This is a genomic window from Streptomyces coeruleorubidus (assembly GCF_008705135.1).
In the GTDB taxonomy this organism is placed as follows: Bacteria; Actinomycetota; Actinomycetes; order Streptomycetales; family Streptomycetaceae; genus Streptomyces; species Streptomyces coeruleofuscus.
Genome location: NZ_CP023694.1, coordinates 534,786 through 555,219 on the forward strand (window position 1 = coordinate 534,786; position 20,434 = coordinate 555,219).

Sequence of the window (20,434 nt, forward strand, 5' to 3'; positions counted from 1 at the left end):
CATGACGAACGTCAGCCAAGTCACGAGGGACCAGGCACACGAGGGCCTGGTCGTGCGGGGCGTGTCCAAGCGCTTCGGCGCGACACAGGCCCTGGACCGGATCGACTTCGACGTGCGCCCCGGCGAGGTGGTGGCACTGCTCGGCGAGAACGGCGCAGGGAAGTCCACCATCGGCAACATCATCGCCGGCACGTTCCCCTCCGACACCGGTCACATGACCTGGCAGGGACGGCCTTACGAGCCGAAGTCGCCAGGGGACGCCATCACTCACGGCATCGGGCTCATCCATCAGGAGACGCGCCTGCTGCCGGACCTGTCCATCGCGGAGAACGTCTTCCTGGGCCGGCTCCTCACCCGAGCAGGACGCATCGACCGTACGGAGATGAACCGCCGCGCCGAGGAACAACTGCACCGTCTCGGGCTGGACATCTCCCCCACCCGGCTGGTCGGCACGCTCCGTGTGGCCGCGCAGCAACAGGTCGAGATCGCCAAGGCCCTCACCCTCAACGCCAGGCTGCTGATCCTCGACGAGCCGACAGCCGCTCTGGGCGGTGACGAGACCGATCACCTCTTCGAGCGGATCGACGCGCTGCGGAAGGAAGGCGTGTCCTTCATCTACGTCAGCCACCGCCTGGAGGAGATCGCCCGTATCTGCGACCGCATCGTGGTGATGCGGGACGGGCAGCGGGTCGCCACCCATGCGACCGCGCAGGTGCCCGTGTCACAGCTCGTCGAGGAGATGGTGGGACGCAGCGTCGACCGGCTCTTCCCCGACCCGGGAGTGCCGACGGAGCGTGAGGTGCTGCGCGTGGAGGGACTGTCCAACCCCTCCTTCCGGGATGTCTCCTTCAGCGTGCGCGCCGGCGAGGTGTTCGGCATCGCCGGGATCGTCGGCGCCGGACGCACCGAAGTCGTGCGGGCGATAGCGGGAGTCGACCCGGTGACCGAGGGAAAGGTCTCCGTCGACGGCCGGGTGCTGCGGCTGCGCGGGCCCCGGGACGCCATCGAGGCCGGGGTGGCGCTCGTACCCGAGGACCGCAAGGGCCAGGGCGCCGTGCTCGACCTCTCGATCGGCGACAACGTGGTGCTGCCCAGCCTCGGCCGGGTCGCCCGGCAAGGCTGGCTGACCCCGCAGCGCGTCACCGAGGTCGCCACCGACGCCATCAAGATGATGACGGTCAAAGGACGGGCCGCGCAGCCGGTGCGGACGCTGTCCGGCGGCAATCAGCAGAAGGTCGTCATCGCCAAGTGGCTGGAGCGCAAGCCCAAGGTCATCATCCTCGACGAGCCCACCCGTGGCATCGACGTCGGTGCCCGGGCGGCCATCTACGAGGTGATCGCGAACCTGGCCCGATCGGGCATGGCGGTCGTGGTCGTCAGTTCCGATCTCGACGAGGTCCTGGGACTGTCCCACCGCGTGCTGGTCCTCAGCCGAGGGCGGCAACAGGGCATCCTGCCGGCGGAGGAGGCGACGAACTCGGCGGTCATGCACCTCGCTACGGCATGAGCCACTGGCCTGACCCGCTGCCCGGGCCTACGGCCCGGGCAGCGGTCTCCCCACGCCGTCGGTGTGCCGGTGGGGCTCCTTCCGTCTCTCGCCCGGGCCGTTGAGGCCGACCCCCTTGACTCATCCGGTTTCGCGGGCTTCACTTCGAATGAATCGAAACGCAGACCTGAATGGATATGCACCATGGTTCTCGCACCAGTCCCCAGCGCCACGGCGCGGCTTGCCGGTCTCCGGCGCGAGCTGCGCGCGGCGCCCCCGGCAGAGCGCGCCGCGCGCCTGAGGGAGCTGGCCTACTCGATCCGCCGCAGCGATCTGGAGATGATCAGCCGGGCCGGTCAGGGCCACATCGGCGGTGACTTCTCCGCCGCCGACATCGTCACCGTTCTGTACTTCGCGGTGCTCGACGTCCGCCCCGAGGAGCCGGAGTGGGCCGAGCGGGACCGGTTCGTGCTGAGCAAGGGCCACGCCGCGGGCATCCTGTACTCGGCCCTGGCGCACGCCGGCTTCTTCCCCGAGGCCGAGCTGACGACGTTCATGGAGCCGCTGTCGCCGCTCAACGGCCACCCCAACCGCCGGAAGGTGCCCGGGGTGGAGACCAACACCGGTCCGCTGGGGCACGGATTCCCGGTGGCCGTGGGGATGGCGGTCGCCGCCAAGCTGGACGGCTCCAGCCGCCGCACCTACGTACTCACCGGTGACGGGGAGCTCCAGGAAGGAAGCAACTGGGAGGCCGCGATGAGCGCGTCCCAGCAGCGTCTCGGCCGGCTGACCGTGATCGTCGACCGCAATCGCTTCCAGCAGGGCGCCGCCACTGAGGAGACCTCGGGCCTGGACCCGCTCGACGCCAAGTGGGCCTCCTTCGGCTTCGACGTCCGCGCCGTCGACGGCCACGACTACGAGGCTCTCTACCAGGCCCTGAGCGAGGAGCGCTCCCTCGACGACCGCCCCCTGTGCCTGATCGCCGACACGATCAAGGGCAAGGGCGTGTCCTTCATCGAGGACCGCGTCGAGTGGCACCACAAGGTGCCCACCGCCGAACAGACCGCCGCCGCCTTCGAGGAGCTGACCGCCCGATGAGCACCACCGCCGCAGCGAGCACCGCCACCGCCGCAGCCGCCGAGCTGCACGACTGCCGCAAGACGTTCGCCGAGACGCTGATCGAGCTCGCGGAGACCGACCCGCGCACGGTGGCCGTGTGCAACGACTCCGTCGGCTCCTCCAACCTCAAGGAGTTCCAGCAGCGCTTCCCGGACCGGCTGGTCAACGTCGGCATCGCGGAGCAGCTCATGGTCGGCGCCGGCGCCGGCCTCGCGAACGGCGGCCGCGTCCCGTTCGTCTGCGCCGCGGCTCCCTTCCTCACCGGCCGCGCCCTGGAACAGATCAAGGCGGACGTCGCCTACTCGCGCACCAACGTCAAGCTGTGCGCCATGAGCCCCGGCTTCGCCTACGGTCAGCTCGGCCCGACCCACCACGGTGTCGAGGACTTCGCCTGGCTGCGCACCCTGCCCGAGATGGTCGTCCTGGCACCGGCCGACCCGGCCGAGACGCGTGAGGCTATGCTCTGGGCCCACCAGTACGACGGCCCCGTCTACCTGCGCATCGGCCGCACCAAGGTGCCGGACCTGGCCCCCCACGTCCCCTTCGAGGCCGGACGCGCCGCATGTCTGCGTGACGGCCGTGACATTACGCTGATCGGTGTGGGCACGACGGTCTCCGCCGCGTTGGCCGCCTCCGCAAAGCTGGCCGCCGAGGGGGTCGACGCCCGTGTGCTCAACTTCTCCACCGTCAAGCCGCTGGACGAGGAGACGCTGCTCGCGGCAGCCGCCGAGACCGGCCGCATCATCACCGTCGAGGAGGCCAACGTCCACGGCGGGCTCGGCAGCGCCGTCGCGGAGTTCCTCGCCGCCCGCGAGCCCGTGCCGATGAAGCTGCTCGGCGTGCGCGACGAGTTCACCCCGACCGGCAGTCCGGCCTTCCTGGCCGAGTACTTCGGCATCGACACCGAGGCCATCGCCCGTGCCGCGCGCGAGCTGACAGGCGCCGGGCAGGGAGCGGCGGCGTGAGTGCCGTGAGCAGAGGCGCCGTCCTCGCCCTCGACCAGGGCACCAGCGGCACGAAGGGACTGCTCGTCGAGGAGGACGGACGGGTCGTCGCCACCGCGCACCGGCCCCTGACCCAGCAGTACCCGGAGCCCGGGTGGGTCGAACAGGACCCGGCCGCCCTGTGGCGCAGCGTCACCGGCGTGGCCGAGGAACTGGCCGCCCAGGCCGCCACCGCGGGCACGCGCGTCGTCGGCCTCGGGCTGAGTGTCCAGCGTGAGGCCGTCCTGGTCTGGGACCCGGTCACCGGGGCCGCGCTGTCGCCGCTCGTCAGCTGGCAGGACCGGCGGACCGCCGAGCGGTGCGCCAAGCTGACCGCCTCGCCCGAGGGTGAGCTCATCAGCGGCCGCACCGGTCTGCCGGTCGACCCGATGTTCTCCGCGACCAAGGCCGAGTGGCTGCTGGACCGGCTCGACCCGAGCCGCGAGGCGGCCGCCGCCGGCCGGCTGCGCGTCGGCACGGTCGACGCCTGGCTGCTGCACCGGCTCACCGGCGGCGCCACCGATGCCACCGAGACCGGCTGCGCCTCCCGTACCCAGCTCGTGCGCGTGGACGACGCCGAATGGGATCCCGACCTGCTCGACCTGTTCCGCATCCCCCGTACGGCACTCCCCCGCATCGCCGCCTCGGACGGTACGGGCGAGGAGCTGGGCCACACCCGGAACGTACCGGGCCTCGCGCACGGGCTGCCCATCGCGGCGGTGCTCGGGGACTCGCACGCCGCGCTCTTCGCGCAGAGCCATGGCAGGCCGGGCGTGGTGAAGGCCACGTACGGCACCGGCGCCTCGCTCATGGTCCTCAACCCCGAGGGCCACCGGCCCGCCGGGGGCATCGCCGCCACCCTGGCGTGGCGGCGCACCCGGGACGGCGGTGCCGCGCACGCCCTGGAGGCGAACATAGCCTCCGCGGGCACGGCGATCCGCTGGGCCGCCCGGCTGCTCGGCACCGACTCCGCCGGCATCGCCGCCCTGGCGGTCGACGCGCGGGAGGCCTCCGAGGTGTACCTGGTCCCGGCGTTCTCCGGACTGGGCGCCCCGTACTGGGACCGCGGCGCCCGCGCGCTCCTGGTCGGCATGGACTTCGACACCGGCCCCGCCGAAGTGGCGCGTGCCGCGGTCGAGTCGATGGCCTTCCAGGTGGCCGACACGCTCTCCCGTTTCGACACCGTCCTCGGTGGCTCGGTCGCCGAGCTGCGCGCGGACGGCGGTCCGACGGGCAACGACCGCCTCATGGCCCTCCAGGCCGAGCTGATAGGCCGACCCGTGCTACGCGCCGGCCGGCCGGAGGTGTCCGCCCTGGGCGTCGCATACCTGGCCGGCACCGCGCTCGGCGTCTGGGACGACGCCGACCTGCCCGAGCTCACACCGCAGGGCACCCGCTTCGCTTCGCACGAGGACGGCGCGTGGCGCAACCGCCGTATGGCCGGCTGGCGCGACGCGGTCGCCTGCGCGCGCGGAAAGCGGACCTGAAAGCCACCGGGACCGACAGCACCGGCGCCCGTCTTCCTCCGCTGACTCACCCCTGCCTCACCACTTTGAAAGAGCCGCACCATGACCTTCACCCCCGAGGCGTTCTCCCTCGAAGACAAGCCCGCGTTCGTCACCGGCGCGGGCAGCGGCATCGGCCGGGCCATCGCCCTGGGCTTCGCCGCCTGCGGCGCCGACGTCGCCTGCTTCGACCGTGACGCCGAGGCCGCCCGGGCCACCGCCGACCAGATCGTCGCGGCGCGCGGCAGGGCGGTAGGCGTCGGCGGGGACGTCACCTCCCCCGAGTCCCTGGCCGAGGCCGTCCGCACCGCCGCCGAATCGATCGGCCCGATCCGTACCGCGGTCAACTGCGCGGGCGTGGCCGGCGCCACCGCCGCCGAGGACATGCCCGCCGAGGACTTCCGCCGTGTCGTCGACATCAACCTCACGGGCGTGTTCCTCAGCGCCCAGGCCGAGGCCCGCGTGATGCTCGCCCACGGCGGCGGCTCGATCATCAACATCGCCTCCATGTCCGGGACCATCGCCAACCGCGGACTGCTTCAGGCCCACTACAACGCCTCCAAGGCCGGCGTCATGCACCTCACCAGGAGCCTGGCCACGGAGTGGGCCGACCGCGGCATCCGGGTCAACTCGATCAGCCCCGGCTACACCCTCACCCCGATGAACAAGCGGCCCGAGGTGGCCGAGCGCCTCAAGGCGTACGCCGCCGACACCCCGCTGGGCCGTATCGCCGAGGTCGAGGAGATGGTGGGCCCCGCGGTGTTCCTCGCCTCCGACGCCGCGTCCTTCGTCACCGGCTCCGACCTGATCGTCGACGGCGGGTACGTCTGCTGGTGAGAGGTGCCCGGCACCCGTAGCGCTCCCGGGACCGCTGTCGGCAATACCGGGACGACTCCGGTCCAGCCGAAGCCGTGCCCGGGGATCAGGCCATCAAGGCCGCAGCCGTCTCCTGATCAGTCACCAGCACATCCACCAGGCCGCCCGCCACGGCCGACCGGATCGCCTTGTGCTTACGACTGCCGCCCGCCACCCCGATCTTCCGGCGGGCGGCGGCAAGCTGTTCACGGCTGATGCCGACGACCCGGGAGTCCAGCTCCGACTCGACCGGCCGGCCCTCGGCGTCGTAGAACCGCAGGCACACATCCCCCACCGCGCCCAGCTTCTCCAGCCCGGCGCGCTCCTCGTCGGAGAAGGCGTTGCCGCTGCGGGCGAGCGTGCTGGACGGTGTGATCTCGCCGATGCCCACCAGCGCCACGTCCAGGTCGCCGAGCTCGCCCAGGGCCGCCGACACGAACGGGTCCGCGCGCAGCGCCTGCGCGCTCTCCGCCGACCCGGCCACACCGGGCGCCTGAAGATAGACGGCCTCACCGTTCACCAACTGCGCGAGCTGCCCGGTCATACGCGAGGCGTGGCCCGCCGCGGCGGGATCGCCGATGCCGCCCACCGCCTGCACGATGCGCACGCCCTTCAGTCCGGGGACCGGCTGCATCGCCTGCACCGTGGCGAGCAGACTGGCGCTCCATGACGAAATGCCCACGGTGTCGCTCGAGCGCAACGTCGTCTGGAGGTAGTAGGCGGCAGCCGCGCCGAGATCGCCGAGCATCGTGCGCTCGTTGTCCGGAGCGGTGTCGACGACCAGGGCGAGCTTCAGCCCGTACCGCTCCTGCAGACCGTCCTCCAGGTCGGGGTGGGTGCCGGACGGCGGCGTCACGGTGATCCGCACGATGCCCCGGTCCTGCGCCTTCTTCAACAGCCGCGACACCTTCGCCTGCGACAGATCCAGCCGCGCCGCGATCTCCGGCTGTCGTATGCCCTGAAGGTGATACAGCCGGGCCACGTGCGTCATCATCCGCAGTTCCTCGCCGACGATCGCCACGGGACACCTCTCCTGTCGTCTCCTGCCGTCCGAGCCGCCGGAGCACACGCGTGCCCACGCTTGCCTCCACGGCCCTGCATAGATATTCGCACAGGCCGGAAGGTCGGCTCCGAGGCAACCCCCGGCCTCGGGGCGCTGAAAGCGCCCTGAAACCACGCTGAATGCGCCCTGCCGCAACCTCTGCGGCATGACGACGACGACATCCCGCTCACTCGCCATCGCGGCCAAGGGGCTGCGCAAGGTGTACGGGGACAAGACGGTGCTCGACGGTATCGATCTCGCTGTGCCCGCCGGCACCGTGTTCTCCCTGCTCGGCCCGAACGGCGCCGGCAAGACCACCGCCGTCAAGATCCTCTCCACCCTCATCACCGCCGACGCCGGCGAGCTGCACGTCGGCGGACACGACCTGGCCGACGACCCGCAGGCCGTGCGGGCCGTGATCGGCGTCACCGGGCAGTTCTCCGCCGTCGACGGGCTGATCACCGGAGAGGAGAACATGCTCCTCATGGCGGACCTGCACCACCTCTCCCGCAGCGAGGGCCGCCGTACCTCCGCCGAACTCCTTGAGCGCTTCGACTTGGTGGAGGCCGCGAAGAAGCCCGTCTCCACCTACTCCGGCGGGATGAAGCGCCGCCTCGACATCGCCATGACCCTGGTCGGCAACCCGCGGATCATCTTCCTCGACGAGCCGACCACCGGCCTCGACCCGCGCAGCCGCCACAACATGTGGCAGATCATCCGCGAACTCGTCGCCGACGGGGTGACCGTCTTCCTCACCACCCAGTACCTGGAGGAGGCCGACGAACTCGCCGACCGCATCGCGGTGCTCAACGACGGCAAGATCGCCGCCCAGGGCACCGCCGGGGAGCTGAAGCGGCTCGTCCCGGGCGGACACGTCCGGCTGCGCTTCACCGACCCGGCCGCGTACCAGTCCGCCACCGTTTCCCTGCGTGAGGCCACCAGGGACGACGAGGCTCTGGCGCTGCAGATCCCCAGCGACGGCAGCCAGCGCGAACTGCGCTCCATCCTCGACTGGCTGGACTCGGCCGGCGTCGAGGCGGACGAGCTGACCGTGCACACCCCCGACCTCGACGACGTGTTCTTCGCCCTGACCGGCGGTGCCGGCGTCCCCGACCAGTCCAAGGAGACCGTCCGATGAGCGCCCTCTCCCTCGCCGTCCGCGACTCGAACACGATGCTGCGCCGCAACCTGCTGCATGTGCGGCGCTACCCGTCCATGACCCTGAACCTGCTCCTCACGCCGATCATGCTGCTGCTGCTCTTCGTCTACGTCTTCGGAGACGTGATGAGCGCGGGCATCGAGGGCGGCGGCGCGGACCGCTCCGATTACATCGCGTATCTCGTCCCGGGCCTGTTGATGATGACCGTCGGCAGCACCGTGATCGGGGCCGCGATCTCCGTCTCCATGGACATGACCGAGGGCCTCATCGCCCGCTTCCGCACGATGGCGGTCTACCGCGGGTCCGTGCTCGTCGGGCACGTCGTCGGCAGCGTGCTGCAGGTGCTCGCCAGCCTGGTCCTCGTCGGTGCCATCGCCGTGGCCATCGGCTTCCGGTCCACGGACGCCACGGCTCTGGAGTGGCTGGCGGCGTTCGGACTGGTCGCGCTGTTCACCCTGGCGCTCACCTGGATCGCGGTCGGGATGGGCATGGCCAGCCCGAACCCCGAGGCGGCCGGCAACATGGCAACGCCGCTGATCCTCCTCCCGCTCATCTCGAGCGCCTTCGTCCCCATCGACGCGATCCCGGGCTGGTTCCAGCCGATCGCCGAGTACCAGCCGTTCACGCCCGCCATCGAGACGCTGCGCGGGCTGCTGCTCGGCACCGAGATCGGCAACAACGGGTGGTTCGCGATCGCCTGGTGCGTCGGCCTGACCGCGCTCGGCTACCGCTGGTCGACGGCGTTGTTCAACCGCGACCCGAAGTAAGCGCCATGACAGTGCGGGCCGCCTCCCGCAGCTCGTCCCGCTCCAGGGCGGCGTACTCCGACACCGCGTCGGCGTAGGCCGCCCTGTCGGCGTCCTGGGCCGCCTTCCGGGCGCGGTCCGCCGACATCGTCGGCTGGAACTCGCGCAGCACCCGCAGCCGTTCCGCCAGCGCGATCATCCGCACGGCACGGGCGTCGCCGGAGGCGAGCCCTGCCATGCCGAGCGCGTGGAGCGCCGTCCCTGACAGATGGAGATCCATGGGCGAGCCGGACGGACCGCAGAGCAGAGTCCGCAGCCCCTGCCGCAGCCGGTGGACCGGCTCCGCGACCAGGTCGAGGCGGCCGGCATGCGCGTGCGCCGTCACCGCCACCGACTGGATCTGCAGGGCCCACCGGTCGAGGAAGGGGTCGCCGCTGTGCATCGAGCCGAACGCGGCCACGAGCTCCGCGGCGCTGCGCCACAAGCCGAGCCCGACCTCGGTCAGTCCGCGGGCGAGCGCGATCTCGGCACGTCCGCCGAGGTCGGAGAAGGAGTCGTCCTGCGGGGTGTTGTCGCCCTCCGCCTGCCGCAGCCAGTACTCGGCCTCATCGGGGTCGCCACGCTGCAGGCAGGCGAGGGCGAGGCCCCAGCGGACGCCGAGCAAGTCGTGCTCGCCGCCGAGCCGCGGCAGCGCCTCGAGCACCGCCTTGAGGTACCCGTACGCGGCCTCGCCCTGCTCCGTCTTCAAGCACAGCTCACCCAGCCGGGCGTAGCCCATGACCTGGAGGAACGGGCTGTCGACCGGCGCCAGTGCGGTGACGATCCGGCGCGCCGAGGCGAGCGCGCGGTCGAGGTCGTGCTCGTACTCCCAGACGTAGGTGGCTACGCACTCGGCGACGCCGACGAGCAGCGGCTGCTCGCTGTCGCAGAGCTTCCGCAGCACGTCGTAGTCGGGAGGCAGCATCTCGGGAACCGCGCTCAGTACGACTGCCGTGGCGCGCACCAGCGTGTCCGGCGGGGCCGGGGGCAGCCGCCGGAGGGTGACGAGCTGGCGTACGACGTGCGGGCCGTAGCCCATGAACAGGCTCGCCGCGCACAACACCGCGGCGGCGCGGGCGACTTCGACGTATTCGGGCTCGGGGTGGTAGTGCGACAGCGGCGGGCCGGTGTCCGCGGCGAGGGCGGTGAGGCGGGGGTAGTCGGAGCCGGTGGACCACAGGGCGGCGAGGACGGCGGTGAGGGCGGCGATGGTGGGGCCGTCCGTACGGGCCAGGGCGTGTCGCAGGGCCAGCACGAGGTTGTCCTGCTCGCCCCTGATCCGCTCCCGGGCGGTCAGCGGCTTCGCACCGAAGATCCAGTCGTGGTACGTGACCCCGAAGTCCCGCGCCCAGGCGAGGAACCGGCCTATGGCCTCCTCGTCCTCTCCCGCCTCCGCACGCCTGGCCGCGCTGAACTCCCGTACGGTCTCCAGCATCCGGAACCGCACGCCGGCCGGGGTGTCGGCGACGGTGAGCAGCGACTGATCGGCCACCTGCTCGAGCAGGAACAGCGCGTCCTCGCCAAGCGCATGCTCCGCCGCATCCGCGGAGAAGCCGCCGGGAAAGACGGACATCGTGCGCAGCAGCGCCCTGGCGTCCTCGTCGAGGAGGTTCCAGCTCCACTCCACGACCGCGTGCAGCGTGCGGTGGCGCTCCGGTACGTCCCGAGCCCCGCCGCGCAGCAGCGCGAACCGGTCGCCGAGGCGGCGGGCGATCTCCGGCACCGAAAGGACCCGCACCCGTGCCGCGGCCAGCTCCACGGCGAGCGGCAGCCCGTCGAGGTGGCGGCACAGCCCGGCCACCGCGTCCGGCGGCAGCTCGACTCCGGGACGGGCGGCCCGGGCACGCTGGGTGAACAGTTCGACCGAGGTGTCGAGACCGAGCTCCGGCAGCGCGTACACCGCTTCCGAGGTGAGGCCGAGCGGGGCCCGGCTGGTGGCGAGTACCCGCAGGTCCTTGGAGGACGAGACCAGGGCCCGTACGAGGTCGGCGGCGCCCCGGATGACCTGCTCGCAGTTGTCGAGGACCAGCAGCGCGGGCCCGGAGCCGAGCACGCCGAGGATGCCGGACACCGGATCGGCCGAGGCGTGGCCGCTCATGGCAGCGGGCCGCCCCTCGCCCGCGCCGAGCGCGGAAGCCACCTCCGCGGCCACGTCCTCGTCCGCTGTGACGCCGGCGAGCGGCACGAAATGCACCAGGCGCTGCTCGGCCCGGCGGCTGACGGCGTGCGCGAGCCGGGTCTTGCCGAGGCCACCGGGCCCTACGACGGTGACGGCACGGGAGGCGCTCAGCAGCCGCTGCACCGCCGCGATGTCCTCGTCCCGCCCCAGGAGCGGGTTCGGCTCGTGCGGCACACCGTGCCGGACGACAGGTGCCTCGCCGCGCAGCAGTTCCCGCTGTACGGACTTGAGCGTGGCGCCCGGATCCGTGCCGAGCCTCTCGCGCAGCTCACGGCGGTATGCCTCGTACCGCGTCAGCGCGGCGGACGGGCCCGCCGTCGCTGCCTCGCAGCGCAGCAGCTCGGCGAGCACCTCCTCGTCGAGCGGATGCTCCGAGGCGGCCACGGCCAGCGGCCCGGCCGCCTCCGCGTGCCGTCCGAGGCGGGCGAGCGCGAGCGCCCGCGCGCGGATGAGAGCGCCGCGGACGGGAGCGCGCTCGGCGCGCAGCGCGGCTACAGGGTCGCCGGGGTCGTACGGCGCGTCAGGCGTGCCCTCCCACAGCGCGAGCCCGGCCTCGGCCTCGGCCAGCGATCCCGCATGGTCCCCGGCCCTGGCCCGGTCCGCGCTCGCGGCGGCGTGCAACAGCAGGGCGGAGCTGTCGACCTGGTCCTCGGCGAGGGTGAGCCGGTATCCGCTCGGCGTGCCGACGATGACGTCCGCGCCCAGTTGCGCCCGCGCCCTGGACACGAGGACCTGCACCGCCTTCGCCGGCCGCTCCGGCAACTCGTCCGGCCACAGCCCCGCCACCAGGCGCTCGGTGCTGCAGCCCGTGCGTAAGTCGCCGGCAAGCAGCGCGAGGAGGCCGCGGAGCCGGGGCGCGGTGATCTCCTGTCCGCGATGGGCGACGCGCGGCAGGAAGGTGAGGTCGGTGGTCACGCGTGCAGATTAGCCAAGTCGCCCGCGACTCCGAGGAGAACGGGATCGCCCCCGCAGGCCGTAGGTGTGCGGGTCGACGGGCTGCTTGGACTTGGCGAGCCCGCTGACGACCAGTAGGTAGGAGTCGGTCACGAGCTCCTTCACCAGCGTCTCGTCGACCGTGTTTCCGCCCTCCAGCGTGATCCAGTGCTTCTTGTTCATGTGGTAGCCAGGGGTGATCTCCGCGTACTCGTGACGCAGGACGGTCGCCTCGTCGGGCGCCGATTTGAGAATCACCATGGGCTCACCCGTCACCTGCGTCATGAGCATGAAGACCTTGCCGCGCACCTTGTACACCTCCCACTCGGGGCCGAACGGGTGCTCCAGCCCGGCCCCGGGAAGTTCCTCGGCGCAGTCCGCCGCGGTCTTCTGCAGCGTCTCTCCGTCCATGGTCATCAGCTCCTTCATCGATCGGTACGCCCCGCCCGGCGGAGCACGCACACGCGGTGGCCGCGGTCACCATCCTGTCCCCGCGAACGACACGTCGAGCGATAAACTGCGGACACATGATGGTCGACAGGCGACATCCATCGCGGTCAGAGCGGGTTCCTTCCGCCCTCTTCGTGCCGCGGCCCGTCCCCGCCGCACACGCAGAGCCCAAGTCCGTCCCGCTGTACGGCTTCCAGCCCCCGGTCGGCACCCCGTACGGGCTGGAAGTGACCACCGTCGAGGACTTCCACGCCGACCACGACGACTGGCCGTGGAACCCGCCCCGTCCGGGCCGTGCCACCTTCCACTACCTGATCCTCGTGACGGAGGGTGCACTGCGGCACGACGTCGACCACGTCACGCGCACCGTCGCTCCCGGCCAATGGCTGTGGGTGCGCCCCGGGCACGTGCAGTGCTGGCACGACCCCGGCACCGCCCATGGCCCCTTCATCCTGTTCGAACCGGAGGCTCTCCGGCCCGACATCGCCCGCCAGTTGGCTCCCCTCACCTCGCACGACGCCCCCGCCGTACTGACACCGCATCCCGACGACGCCACCTGGCTCGAGCAGACCGCGCTCCAGCTCCTCGACGAACACCGGGCGCTGGGACGCCGTCCGCTCGCGGCCCACCACGCACTGCGGTGCAGCCTCCTCGAAGCCCTGCTGCTCCGCCTCGCCAACTCACCGGACGTCACACAAGCTCCGGTCGCCGCCGAACCCACTTCCCCGGGCGACGCCTCGGCACGACGGCCGGTCTACGAACGGTTCCTGGACGTCCTGGAGCTGCACTTCCGCGAGCTGCACCGCGTCGACGACTACGCCCGGCTGCTCGGCTGTTCCGTACGAACCCTCAGCCGCGCCGCCCGGGCCACCGTCGGCACCGGAGCACGGCAGGTCATCGATCAGCGCCGCCTGCTAGAAGCGCGCCGCCTCCTCGGCCACGCCCGATGGACCGCCCGCGCAGTCGCCGACCACCTCGGCTTCACCGACACGGCCAACTTCGGCCGCTTCTTCCGGCACCACACCGGCCTCACACCCACCGCCTACGCGGCTCGTCAGGCCACCCCGAATCCCTGAAAACGAGCGGGGCGCAGTCGAGCCCGCGCAGCCTCACAGCCGGGATCTCAGCACGTCGACCTCACAGCCCCGCGCGAACGGGTCAAAGCCGTGCTCGACCAGCCAGCGAACCGCCAGCAGGCTTCGCAACGACCACCACGCGCGGACCACGTCGAGGTCGACGTCTGTGCCATAGCCGGCGACGACGTCGCCGAGGTGCTCCTCGTGTCCGAGCGTCAAGGTGGCGAGGTCGAACAGGGCATCGCCCTGGCCCGCTTCGGACCAGTCGATGATGCCGGTCACCTCGTCGCCGTCGACGAAAACGTGAGTGATCTGCAGGTCGCCGTGCGTGAACACCGGAGTCCACGGCCGGAGCGCGGCCTCGGCGACCTGGCGGTTTCGGGTGACCAAGTCGGCGGGCAGAACGCCGTTCGCCACGAGCCATTCGCACTCGCCGTCGAGTTCCGCCGCCAACTCGTCGAGACCCCGTCCAGCCCGGCCGGGCCGGGTTGGCAACGGCCCGTCGTGCAACTTCCGGATGGCGGCACCCGTCGTGGCCCACGCCGCCGGCGACGCGGTCGACGGCTCGCCGAGGCGGCCGAGCGCCGTCCCCGGGACAGCGGCGATCGCGAGCACGGGCGGCTTGCGCCACAGGACCTCCGGGGTCGGTACCGGCGCCAGGGCCAGCGCCTCGACCTCGACATCGATGCGCGCCTGATCGCGGTCCACCTTCAAGAACACGTCACCGACGCGCAGGGTGGCGCGCTCGGAGTGAGCGACGACGACCTCGACCTCATCCATGCCGAGCAGTATCCCGGACGACCGTCGACGTCGCCGGGCTCATCGCGTGACCCAGAACCTGGCCGTCGCCGGGGTGTTCACCGCCGTGCTGGTCGCCTGGGGCCTGGTCGGTACGCTGCTGTTGTGGCTCGGCGTCGCCGGGCACGAGGACCCCAGCGTCACGGGAAAGGACACCGCGTGAGCAAGCGCTCCCGCCGTACTGCCGCTGCCGTCTCCCCCACGTCGGCCCGGACGGCGCGGTGCACGGTCACCGTGTGCCGGGGGTGCTGCTGCGGCACGCCGAAGATCCCCGGCTTCGACCACGCGGCTCAGCTGCGCGGCCTTCGCCAGGCGCTCGACGGCACCGCCACCGTCCGGGTCACCGACTGCCTGGACGCCTGCGAGCACGCCAACGTCGTCGTCGTGCAGCCCTCACCCGCCGGCCGCGCGGCAGGCGGCCGGCCGGTGTGGCTCGGCCTGGTCAACGACCCCGACGCCACCGCCGACATCACCACCTGGATCGAACAGGGCGGACCTGGCCTCGCCGACCCGCCCGGCATCCTCGACCTGTACGGCTTCACACCGTCGCGGCGGGTGCGGGGACAGGTGGAGGGCTGACGCGAGACAGTCAGTTCACGGCGCGGCATCAAGCCACCATGGACTCACCAACCGGTGATCTCCGAAGGCGGCCCTAGCGTCAGTGGTTTCCGATGGTGACGACGCCCTTCGTCCTGGCGCCGGTCCTGTTGTCGTAGAGGACATCACCGGTGGACTTCTTCCAGATCTTGATGCGGAAGGTGTCCGGGCCGTCGGTGGCGGTGACTCTGAAGGCGTAGCCACCCTTGCCGCCCACCGTCCCGGTGCCCTGATAGGTGGCCTGGGAGCCGTTCACCACGAGCCAGTCGGAGCCGGTCGAGCGGAAGGTGAGCCGGGCGGAGCCGAAGACGAACGTGGCCTTGCCGGTGGGGACAGTGGCTGCCTTCCGGTACTGGGCGCCCAGGGTGAACGCCGCCTTTCCGGTCAGTCCCGGCTCGGCCGGGTAGGCACCGGCCGGCGAGGTGATCGTGCCGGCGCCGGCAGCGGATCCGGCGGCCGGGTCGTAGACGATCAGCTCGGCGAGCGTGGTGGAGTCCGTGCCGTCGTCATCGTCGGTGACCGTGACGACCGGGCGGTGGATGCCCGCGTCGTCGTAGACGTGTGCGGCGCGGCAGCCGGAGTCGGTGACCGTGCCGGCCGTCGGCCGGCTGCCGTCCTTCCAGTCGACCTGGCAGGTGTGGCGGTCGGCCGAGCCCGGATCGTCGAAGGACGCCGTGACGATGGCGGCCTTGCCCGCCCGGACGGGCGAGCCGGGGCCTTTGGCGGACGTGATCGACGGGACGGCGTTGGAGACCTTGACCGACGTCGTGTCGCTGCCGCGCCCGCCGGTCAGGGTGACCTGGAAGGTGCCGTCGTCGGTGCAGGTGAGGGTCGTCCGGGCCGACGCGGGATCCTTGACGGCGCACGGTGCGCCGTCCTGGACGGTCCACTTGGGGGTGCCGGCCCCGGAGACGGTGCCGGCGAGCGTGATCGCCTCTCCCTCGGCACCGGTGGCGTCCGGCCCGGCGTGGACGACGGTGACCGGGTCGATGCCGCCGAGGGTCGGGACGACCTTCTTGATCAGGCCGTCGGAGTCGAACTCCAGCTTGTCGATGGTGGTTTCGCGGTGGGTGCCGTCACCGCCGGGGATGGCGAAGCGGTGGTAGGCGATGTACCAGTCGTCGGTGTTCGGGACGTGGACGACGGAGTGGTGGCCCGGTCCCTTGATGCCCAGGGACAGGTCCTTCTCCATGATCACGCCCTGCTTGGTCCACGGACCGGTGGGCGAGGGACCGGTCGCGTAGGCGACGCGGTAGTTCTCGTCCCGGGTGTCGTTCTCCGACCACATGAAGTAGTAGGTGCCCTTGCGCTTGATGACGAAGGTGCCCTCGTTGTAGCCGCTCGGGGTGATGTCCTGGACCTTCGAGGTGTCGACGGAGGCCATGTCGTCGCCCAGCGGCACGACGTAGGCGCGGCCGTTGCCCCAGTAGAGGTACTTCGTGCCGTCGTCGTCGGTGAAGACCGCCGGGTCGATCATCTGGCCGCGGAAGTCACCGGCCTTCAGCAGCGGCTTGCCCAGGGCGTCCTTGAACGGCCCGGTGGGCGAGTCGGACACCGCGACGCCGATGTTCGCGTCGGCGCAGAAGTAGAAGTAGTACTTCCCGCCCTTCTCGGTCATCGCCGGAGCCCAGGCCCTGCTGTCCGCCCAGCTGACGTCCGGCCCCAGGTCGAGGATGACGCCGTGGTCCTTCCAGTGGACCAGGTCCGTGGAGGAGTAGGCCTTGAACTGCGTGCCGCTCCAGCCCTCGAAGCCGTCGGTCGTCGGGTAGATGTAGAAGGTGTCGCCGAAGCGCACGATGTCCGGGTCGGCGTTCAGCCCCGGCAGGACCGGTGTCTTCATGATCAGCGCCGAGACCTTCCAGGTGCGCTTCTTGCCGTCCGACCCGGTGACCTCGTACGTCACCGGTTGGGTGAAGTCGCGCACGCTGCCGGAGGCGGGGCTGATCGTCGCGCCCTCGGCGAGCGCGAACTCCGGTGCGAGCGCGGTGAGATCGGTACCCTCCTTCATCGGCAGGGTGATCGTGCCGCCCGCGTTGTCGACGAGCGCGTCGACCTTGAGCGCCGGATGCGTCACCTTGGCGATGCCCGCGGTGTTGCCGCTGAGTTCCATGACCTCGGCGCCGCCGAGGGCACGGTCGTAGACGCGGAAGTCGTCGACCTCGCCGCCGAAGTACGGGTCCGCCGCGTACAGCGACCGGCCGATGTAGCCGCTGTAGTCCTTGGCCGCGTCGTACAGCTCGGACGGTTTGATGCTGGTCGTCGTGCGGGCCGCCTCGACGCCGTCGGCGTAGAGGACCATGGTGCCGGTGGCGCCGTCCAGCGTCACCGTGACGTGCCGCCACTGGCCGGGCGTGAGCTGCGAGCCGGCCGTGAGCTTCGACTCCGCCGACCAACTCGCCTTCGTGATGGCCGAGTAGAGGCTGGAGCCGCCGTTGGACGGAGTGGCGAACAGATACTTGTCGCTGTCGGGTCCGAGCCCGAACAGCCACTGGAAGCTGCTGCCGCCCTTCCACTTGGCGTACGTCGACACCGTCACGCTGTCGGCGTTCTTCAGCACGCCGTTCGGGATCTTCACGTACGGCGACGCGGAGTCGCCGGACATCCTGAACGAGCCGCCGTGCACGCCGCTGCCGAAGTCGGGCGTGCGGACGTACGTGCCGTGGTGGCCGTGCCCGCTGGAGTCACGGGCGATGCTGCCGCTGGTCTCGTCGAAGTCGTAGTGCAGGAGCAGGTCCGCCGGGACGTCCGGTCCCTCGTCCGACACGGTGACCTCGGCCCGGACCGGGATCGCGGCGCCGCCGGGCAGGCTGCCGGTGACGGTGAAGGTGCCGGCCTGGGCGTACTTCGACGCCGGGACGTCCTCCCAGTCGACGGAGACCGGCCGCTTGACGCCGTCGGCGTACTCGGCGACGACCGTGGCCGGCAGGACCGGGGCGACGCCGACCCGCGTCTTCACCGACACGTCCTCGACGCTCTTCACGAGCTGGTCGGGCTGGAAGGCGCGCAGCAGCCGGTCGTACTCGGCCTGGGTGACCGGCAGCACGGTGCCGTGGCGGGGCTTGGCGGGCAGGTCGTAGCCGGTGGACGGGGTCCAGGTGCCGGAGTCGAGGTCGGTCGTCTCGAACGGGATGTAGCCGCGGCCACCGAACTCGTCGAGGAACGCGTACCACTTCTCCTCGGTGTTGGACTTGAACACGAGCGGTCCCTCGGCGGCGTTCATCGCGCCCTTGCCGATGCCCTCGGCGACCGCGGTCCAGGACGGGTCCAGGATCGAGTCGCTCTTCTCCTGGAAGATGAACTTGCTGTTGGGAGTGGAGGAGGAGTTGTTCCGCTCGTCCTTGGACAGGCGGTAGTACGTCCCGTCGTGCCGGATCATCGTGGAGTCGATGACCGAGTAGCCGCGGTCGATCCAGACCTTGGGCTCGCTGAAGGTGTGGAAGTCGCGGGTGGTGGCGTACATCATGCGGTTGTACGTGTCGCCGGAGTGGTCGGCGTTGTCGTACAGCTTCGACGCCCAGAAGACCACGTACTCGCCGCGCTCGGCGTCGTAGAACGCCTCCGGAGCCCAGGTGTTGCCCGCGCTGTCGGGTGAGACCTTGACCAGACGCTGGTTCGTCCAGTGCACCAGGTCGGTGGACTCCCAGACCATGATGGACTTGCTGCCGGTGCGCTGGGAGGCGTCCCAGTCGCCGTTGCCGTAGATCCTGAGGTCGGTGGCGATCTGGTAGAACTTGTCGCCCTCCGGCGAGCGGATGATGAACGGGTCGCGCAGACCCTTCTCGCCGAGCGTGGAGGTGAGGACCGGCTTGCCGTCGTTCAGCTCGCGCCAGTGCAGCGGGTCGTTGCCCTTGCTGAGGGCGGCGTAGAGCTGTTCGCCGTCCGAGGTGCCCTCGCCGGTGAAGTAGCTGAACATGTAGCCCTTGAGGTCAGCCTTGGCGGGCAGCTCGGGCACCTTGGCCGTCATGACGCGCGTGGCCTCGGCCTCGCCCTTGGTGACGGTGGCGGTCAGCTCGACGGTGGTGGCGCCGTCGCCGTGCGCGGGGCGGTGAACCTCGCCGTCGGCGGAGACGACGTCCGGCTTGGCGGAGGACCAGGTCACGGTCGTGCCGAAGGCGCCGCTCCTGGGCAGGGTGAGGTTGCCGCGTGCGTCGTCGAGGTTGTGCACCGTGAGCGCCTCGGCGGCCTGCCGGGTGGCGGCGTCGTCGTCGAGGGCGGGCCGGACCGTGACGTCGAAGGTCTTGGTGCCGGTCACGGTGCCCTTCTTCAGGGTCGCCGTGAGCGTGGCGTGGCCATCCGGTGAGCCGGCCTCGGGGCGGGTCACGTTCCCGGTGTCCGAGACCACGGACGGGTTGTCGCTGTCCCAGCTGATGGAGGAGCCACCGGCCGTGCCGGTCCTGGGCAGGTCCAGGTCGGAGGTGACGCCGCTGGTGTCACCGAGGCTCAGGGCGTCCTTGTCGTCGGCGACGCCCTGCGTGGCGACGGGGAGGGAGAGCTGCTCGACCTCCGAGCCGGCCAGCGCCCGGTCGTATACACGGAAGTCGCGTATCCGGCCTTTGAAGAGCTTGTCGCCGTCGTAGACGGACTTGCCGATGTGGTTGGCCGTGGTGGTGCCGGAGCCGATGGCGCCGGGTGTGGTCGTGACCGAGGTGTTGCGGCCGACCTCGACGCCGTCCTCGTAGAGCACGCCCGTGGAGCCGGTCTGGGCGTAGGTGATGTGCTTCCACACCCCGCGGGTCAGGTTGTGGGAGTCGGACGGCTTGGTGGTCTGCTCGGTCGACCAGTTACCCGTCGCGACGGAGGTGCGCAAGGAGTTGCCGGTGGTGAACAGGTAGCCGTTGCCGTTGCCCGCGCTGGTGTTGCCGAAGCCGTAGATGAAGTAGGGCGTGCTCTGGGCGGAATCGATGAGTACGTCCATGGAGACGGTGATCGAGTCCATGCCCTTCATGACGTCGTCCGGCACCTTGATGTAGGTGTCGGATCCGTTGAAGGCGAGCCCCTGACCGGATGCCGACCAGTCGGCGGTACCGCTGACGGTGCCGTTCCGGCCGTTGCCGGAGGCGTCGGTCACGGTGCTGCCGGAATCGGCGTCGAGCTTGTACCACAGGGCCAGGCCGTCGGTGATCTCCGAGGCTACGACCGCCGGTGCCGCCTGCGCTGAAGCGGCGGGTCCGGCGAGGGTGAAGAGCATCGACGCGGCGGTCAGTCCGGCGAGATGGCCCGCCCGACGTCTCGCGCGGCAGCGAAGTCGTGCGCATCGTGCGACGTGCGTCATGTCGGGGTTCCCTGCTGAGGCAAGCTGCTGACGGACAAGGCGGAACGAAGACGAGGGGTCGACGAGGCGACGGCAAGTCTTTGCCGGGGGCCTGCCGTTACACGCAGGTGACGTGTGTTGCGAGAGTCTCATTCGACGTCCCGGGCAGCGTCAATAGGTTCCGAACAATGTCCGACAGGTCGAACAAGATCTGAC

Annotated in this window: 15 protein-coding genes; 10 read left to right on the forward strand and 5 right to left on the reverse strand. The window is 71.0% G+C overall.

Features of this window, described 5'->3' with window-relative positions:
* Position 1: 1 nt before the first annotated feature.
* The 5 genes from CP976_RS02565 (at position 2) to CP976_RS02585 (ending at position 5,930) form a co-directional block, all read left to right on the forward strand.
* Positions 2-1,507 carry a sugar ABC transporter ATP-binding protein gene (locus tag CP976_RS02565; RefSeq protein WP_150478812.1) on the forward strand — a complete coding sequence of 502 codons (1,506 nt, stop codon included), beginning with the start codon at positions 2-4 and terminating at the stop codon, positions 1,505-1,507.
* A 183-nt stretch (positions 1,508-1,690) separates the two neighbouring features.
* Entirely contained in the window at positions 1,691-2,584 is an 894-nt protein-coding gene (locus CP976_RS02570) for a transketolase (protein WP_150478813.1), read from the forward strand.
* Positions 2,581-3,570, forward strand: a complete 990-nt coding sequence (locus CP976_RS02575; protein ID WP_150478814.1) for a transketolase family protein — start codon at positions 2,581-2,583, stop codon at positions 3,568-3,570. Before CP976_RS02570 ends, CP976_RS02575 begins: the two co-directional genes overlap by 4 nt.
* Positions 3,567-5,075, forward strand: a complete 1,509-nt coding sequence (locus CP976_RS02580) for an FGGY family carbohydrate kinase (RefSeq protein WP_150478815.1) — start codon at positions 3,567-3,569, stop codon at positions 5,073-5,075. The genes CP976_RS02575 and CP976_RS02580 overlap by 4 nt, the downstream gene beginning before the upstream one ends.
* An 81-nt stretch (positions 5,076-5,156) precedes the next feature.
* Positions 5,157-5,930, forward strand: coding sequence for an SDR family oxidoreductase (locus CP976_RS02585; protein WP_150478816.1), 774 nt, complete (start codon positions 5,157-5,159; stop codon positions 5,928-5,930).
* A gap of 85 nt (positions 5,931-6,015) precedes the next feature.
* Here CP976_RS02585 and CP976_RS02590 read toward each other — a convergent pair whose 3' ends face one another.
* The gene (locus tag CP976_RS02590; protein ID WP_208838923.1) at positions 6,016-6,969 is read right to left on the reverse strand and encodes a sugar-binding transcriptional regulator; all 954 of its coding nucleotides are present in this window, start codon (positions 6,967-6,969) and stop codon (positions 6,016-6,018) included.
* Positions 6,970-7,156: 187 nt separating this feature from the next.
* Between CP976_RS02590 and CP976_RS02595 the strand changes: the two genes are divergently transcribed.
* Entirely contained in the window at positions 7,157-8,128 is a 972-nt protein-coding gene (locus CP976_RS02595; protein ID WP_150478817.1) for an ATP-binding cassette domain-containing protein, read from the forward strand.
* Complete coding sequence (locus CP976_RS02600; RefSeq protein ID WP_150478818.1) at positions 8,125-8,916, forward strand: ABC transporter permease; 792 nt, start codon at positions 8,125-8,127, stop codon at positions 8,914-8,916. The genes CP976_RS02595 and CP976_RS02600 overlap by 4 nt, the downstream gene beginning before the upstream one ends.
* Here the strand turns inward: CP976_RS02600 and CP976_RS02605 are convergent.
* Positions 8,897-12,028: an ATP-binding protein gene (locus tag CP976_RS02605; protein ID WP_150478819.1), complete on the reverse strand. Its 3,132-nt coding sequence runs from the start codon at positions 12,026-12,028 to the stop codon at positions 8,897-8,899. The genes CP976_RS02600 and CP976_RS02605 overlap by 20 nt on opposite strands.
* 9 nt (positions 12,029-12,037) lie before the next feature.
* Positions 12,038-12,457: an MmcQ/YjbR family DNA-binding protein gene (locus CP976_RS02610; protein WP_150485181.1), complete on the reverse strand. Its 420-nt coding sequence runs from the start codon at positions 12,455-12,457 to the stop codon at positions 12,038-12,040.
* 116 nt (positions 12,458-12,573) lie between these two features.
* Here CP976_RS02610 and CP976_RS02615 point away from each other — a divergent pair, with 116 nt between their 5' ends.
* Positions 12,574-13,572, forward strand: coding sequence for a helix-turn-helix domain-containing protein (locus CP976_RS02615; protein ID WP_150478820.1), 999 nt, complete (start codon positions 12,574-12,576; stop codon positions 13,570-13,572).
* Positions 13,573-13,605: 33 nt separating this feature from the next.
* Here CP976_RS02615 and CP976_RS02620 read toward each other — a convergent pair whose 3' ends face one another.
* On the reverse strand, positions 13,606-14,352 hold the full coding sequence (locus CP976_RS02620; protein WP_150478821.1) for a phosphotransferase family protein: 747 nt from the start codon (positions 14,350-14,352) through the stop codon (positions 13,606-13,608).
* A gap of 46 nt (positions 14,353-14,398) precedes the next feature.
* Between CP976_RS02620 and CP976_RS44280 the strand changes: the two genes are divergently transcribed.
* Both CP976_RS44280 and CP976_RS02625 read left to right on the forward strand, forming a co-directional pair.
* A complete protein-coding gene (locus CP976_RS44280; RefSeq protein ID WP_268250147.1) occupies positions 14,399-14,533 on the forward strand; it encodes a hypothetical protein in 135 nt (44 codons plus the stop codon).
* Positions 14,530-14,949, forward strand: a complete 420-nt coding sequence (locus tag CP976_RS02625) for a (2Fe-2S) ferredoxin domain-containing protein (RefSeq protein ID WP_150478822.1) — start codon at positions 14,530-14,532, stop codon at positions 14,947-14,949. Before CP976_RS44280 ends, CP976_RS02625 begins: the two co-directional genes overlap by 4 nt.
* A gap of 79 nt (positions 14,950-15,028) precedes the next feature.
* Here CP976_RS02625 and CP976_RS02630 read toward each other — a convergent pair whose 3' ends face one another.
* Positions 15,029-20,239: a family 43 glycosylhydrolase gene (locus CP976_RS02630; protein ID WP_150478823.1), complete on the reverse strand. Its 5,211-nt coding sequence runs from the start codon at positions 20,237-20,239 to the stop codon at positions 15,029-15,031.
* Between the last annotated feature and the right edge of the window lie 195 nt (positions 20,240-20,434).

Bases quoted from the DNA above. Each gene is read 5' to 3' on its own strand.
- CP976_RS02595 (WP_150478817.1), top strand. From the start codon at position 7,157: ATGACGACGACGACATCCCGCTCACTCGCCATCGCGGCCAAGGGGCTG.
- CP976_RS02600 (WP_150478818.1), top strand. From the start codon at position 8,125: ATGAGCGCCCTCTCCCTCGCCGTCCGCGACTCGAACACGATGCTGCGC.
- CP976_RS02565 (WP_150478812.1), top strand. From the start codon at position 2: ATGACGAACGTCAGCCAAGTCACGAGGGACCAGGCACACGAGGGCCTG.
- CP976_RS02610 (WP_150485181.1), bottom strand. From the start codon at position 12,457: ATGGACGGAGAGACGCTGCAGAAGACCGCGGCGGACTGCGCCGAGGAA.
- CP976_RS02620 (WP_150478821.1), bottom strand. From the start codon at position 14,352: ATGGATGAGGTCGAGGTCGTCGTCGCTCACTCCGAGCGCGCCACCCTG.
- CP976_RS02570 (WP_150478813.1), top strand. From the start codon at position 1,691: ATGGTTCTCGCACCAGTCCCCAGCGCCACGGCGCGGCTTGCCGGTCTC.
- CP976_RS02585 (WP_150478816.1), top strand. From the start codon at position 5,157: ATGACCTTCACCCCCGAGGCGTTCTCCCTCGAAGACAAGCCCGCGTTC.
- CP976_RS02575 (WP_150478814.1), top strand. From the start codon at position 2,581: ATGAGCACCACCGCCGCAGCGAGCACCGCCACCGCCGCAGCCGCCGAG.
- CP976_RS02630 (WP_150478823.1), bottom strand. From the start codon at position 20,239: ATGACGCACGTCGCACGATGCGCACGACTTCGCTGCCGCGCGAGACGT.
- CP976_RS02615 (WP_150478820.1), top strand. From the start codon at position 12,574: ATGATGGTCGACAGGCGACATCCATCGCGGTCAGAGCGGGTTCCTTCC.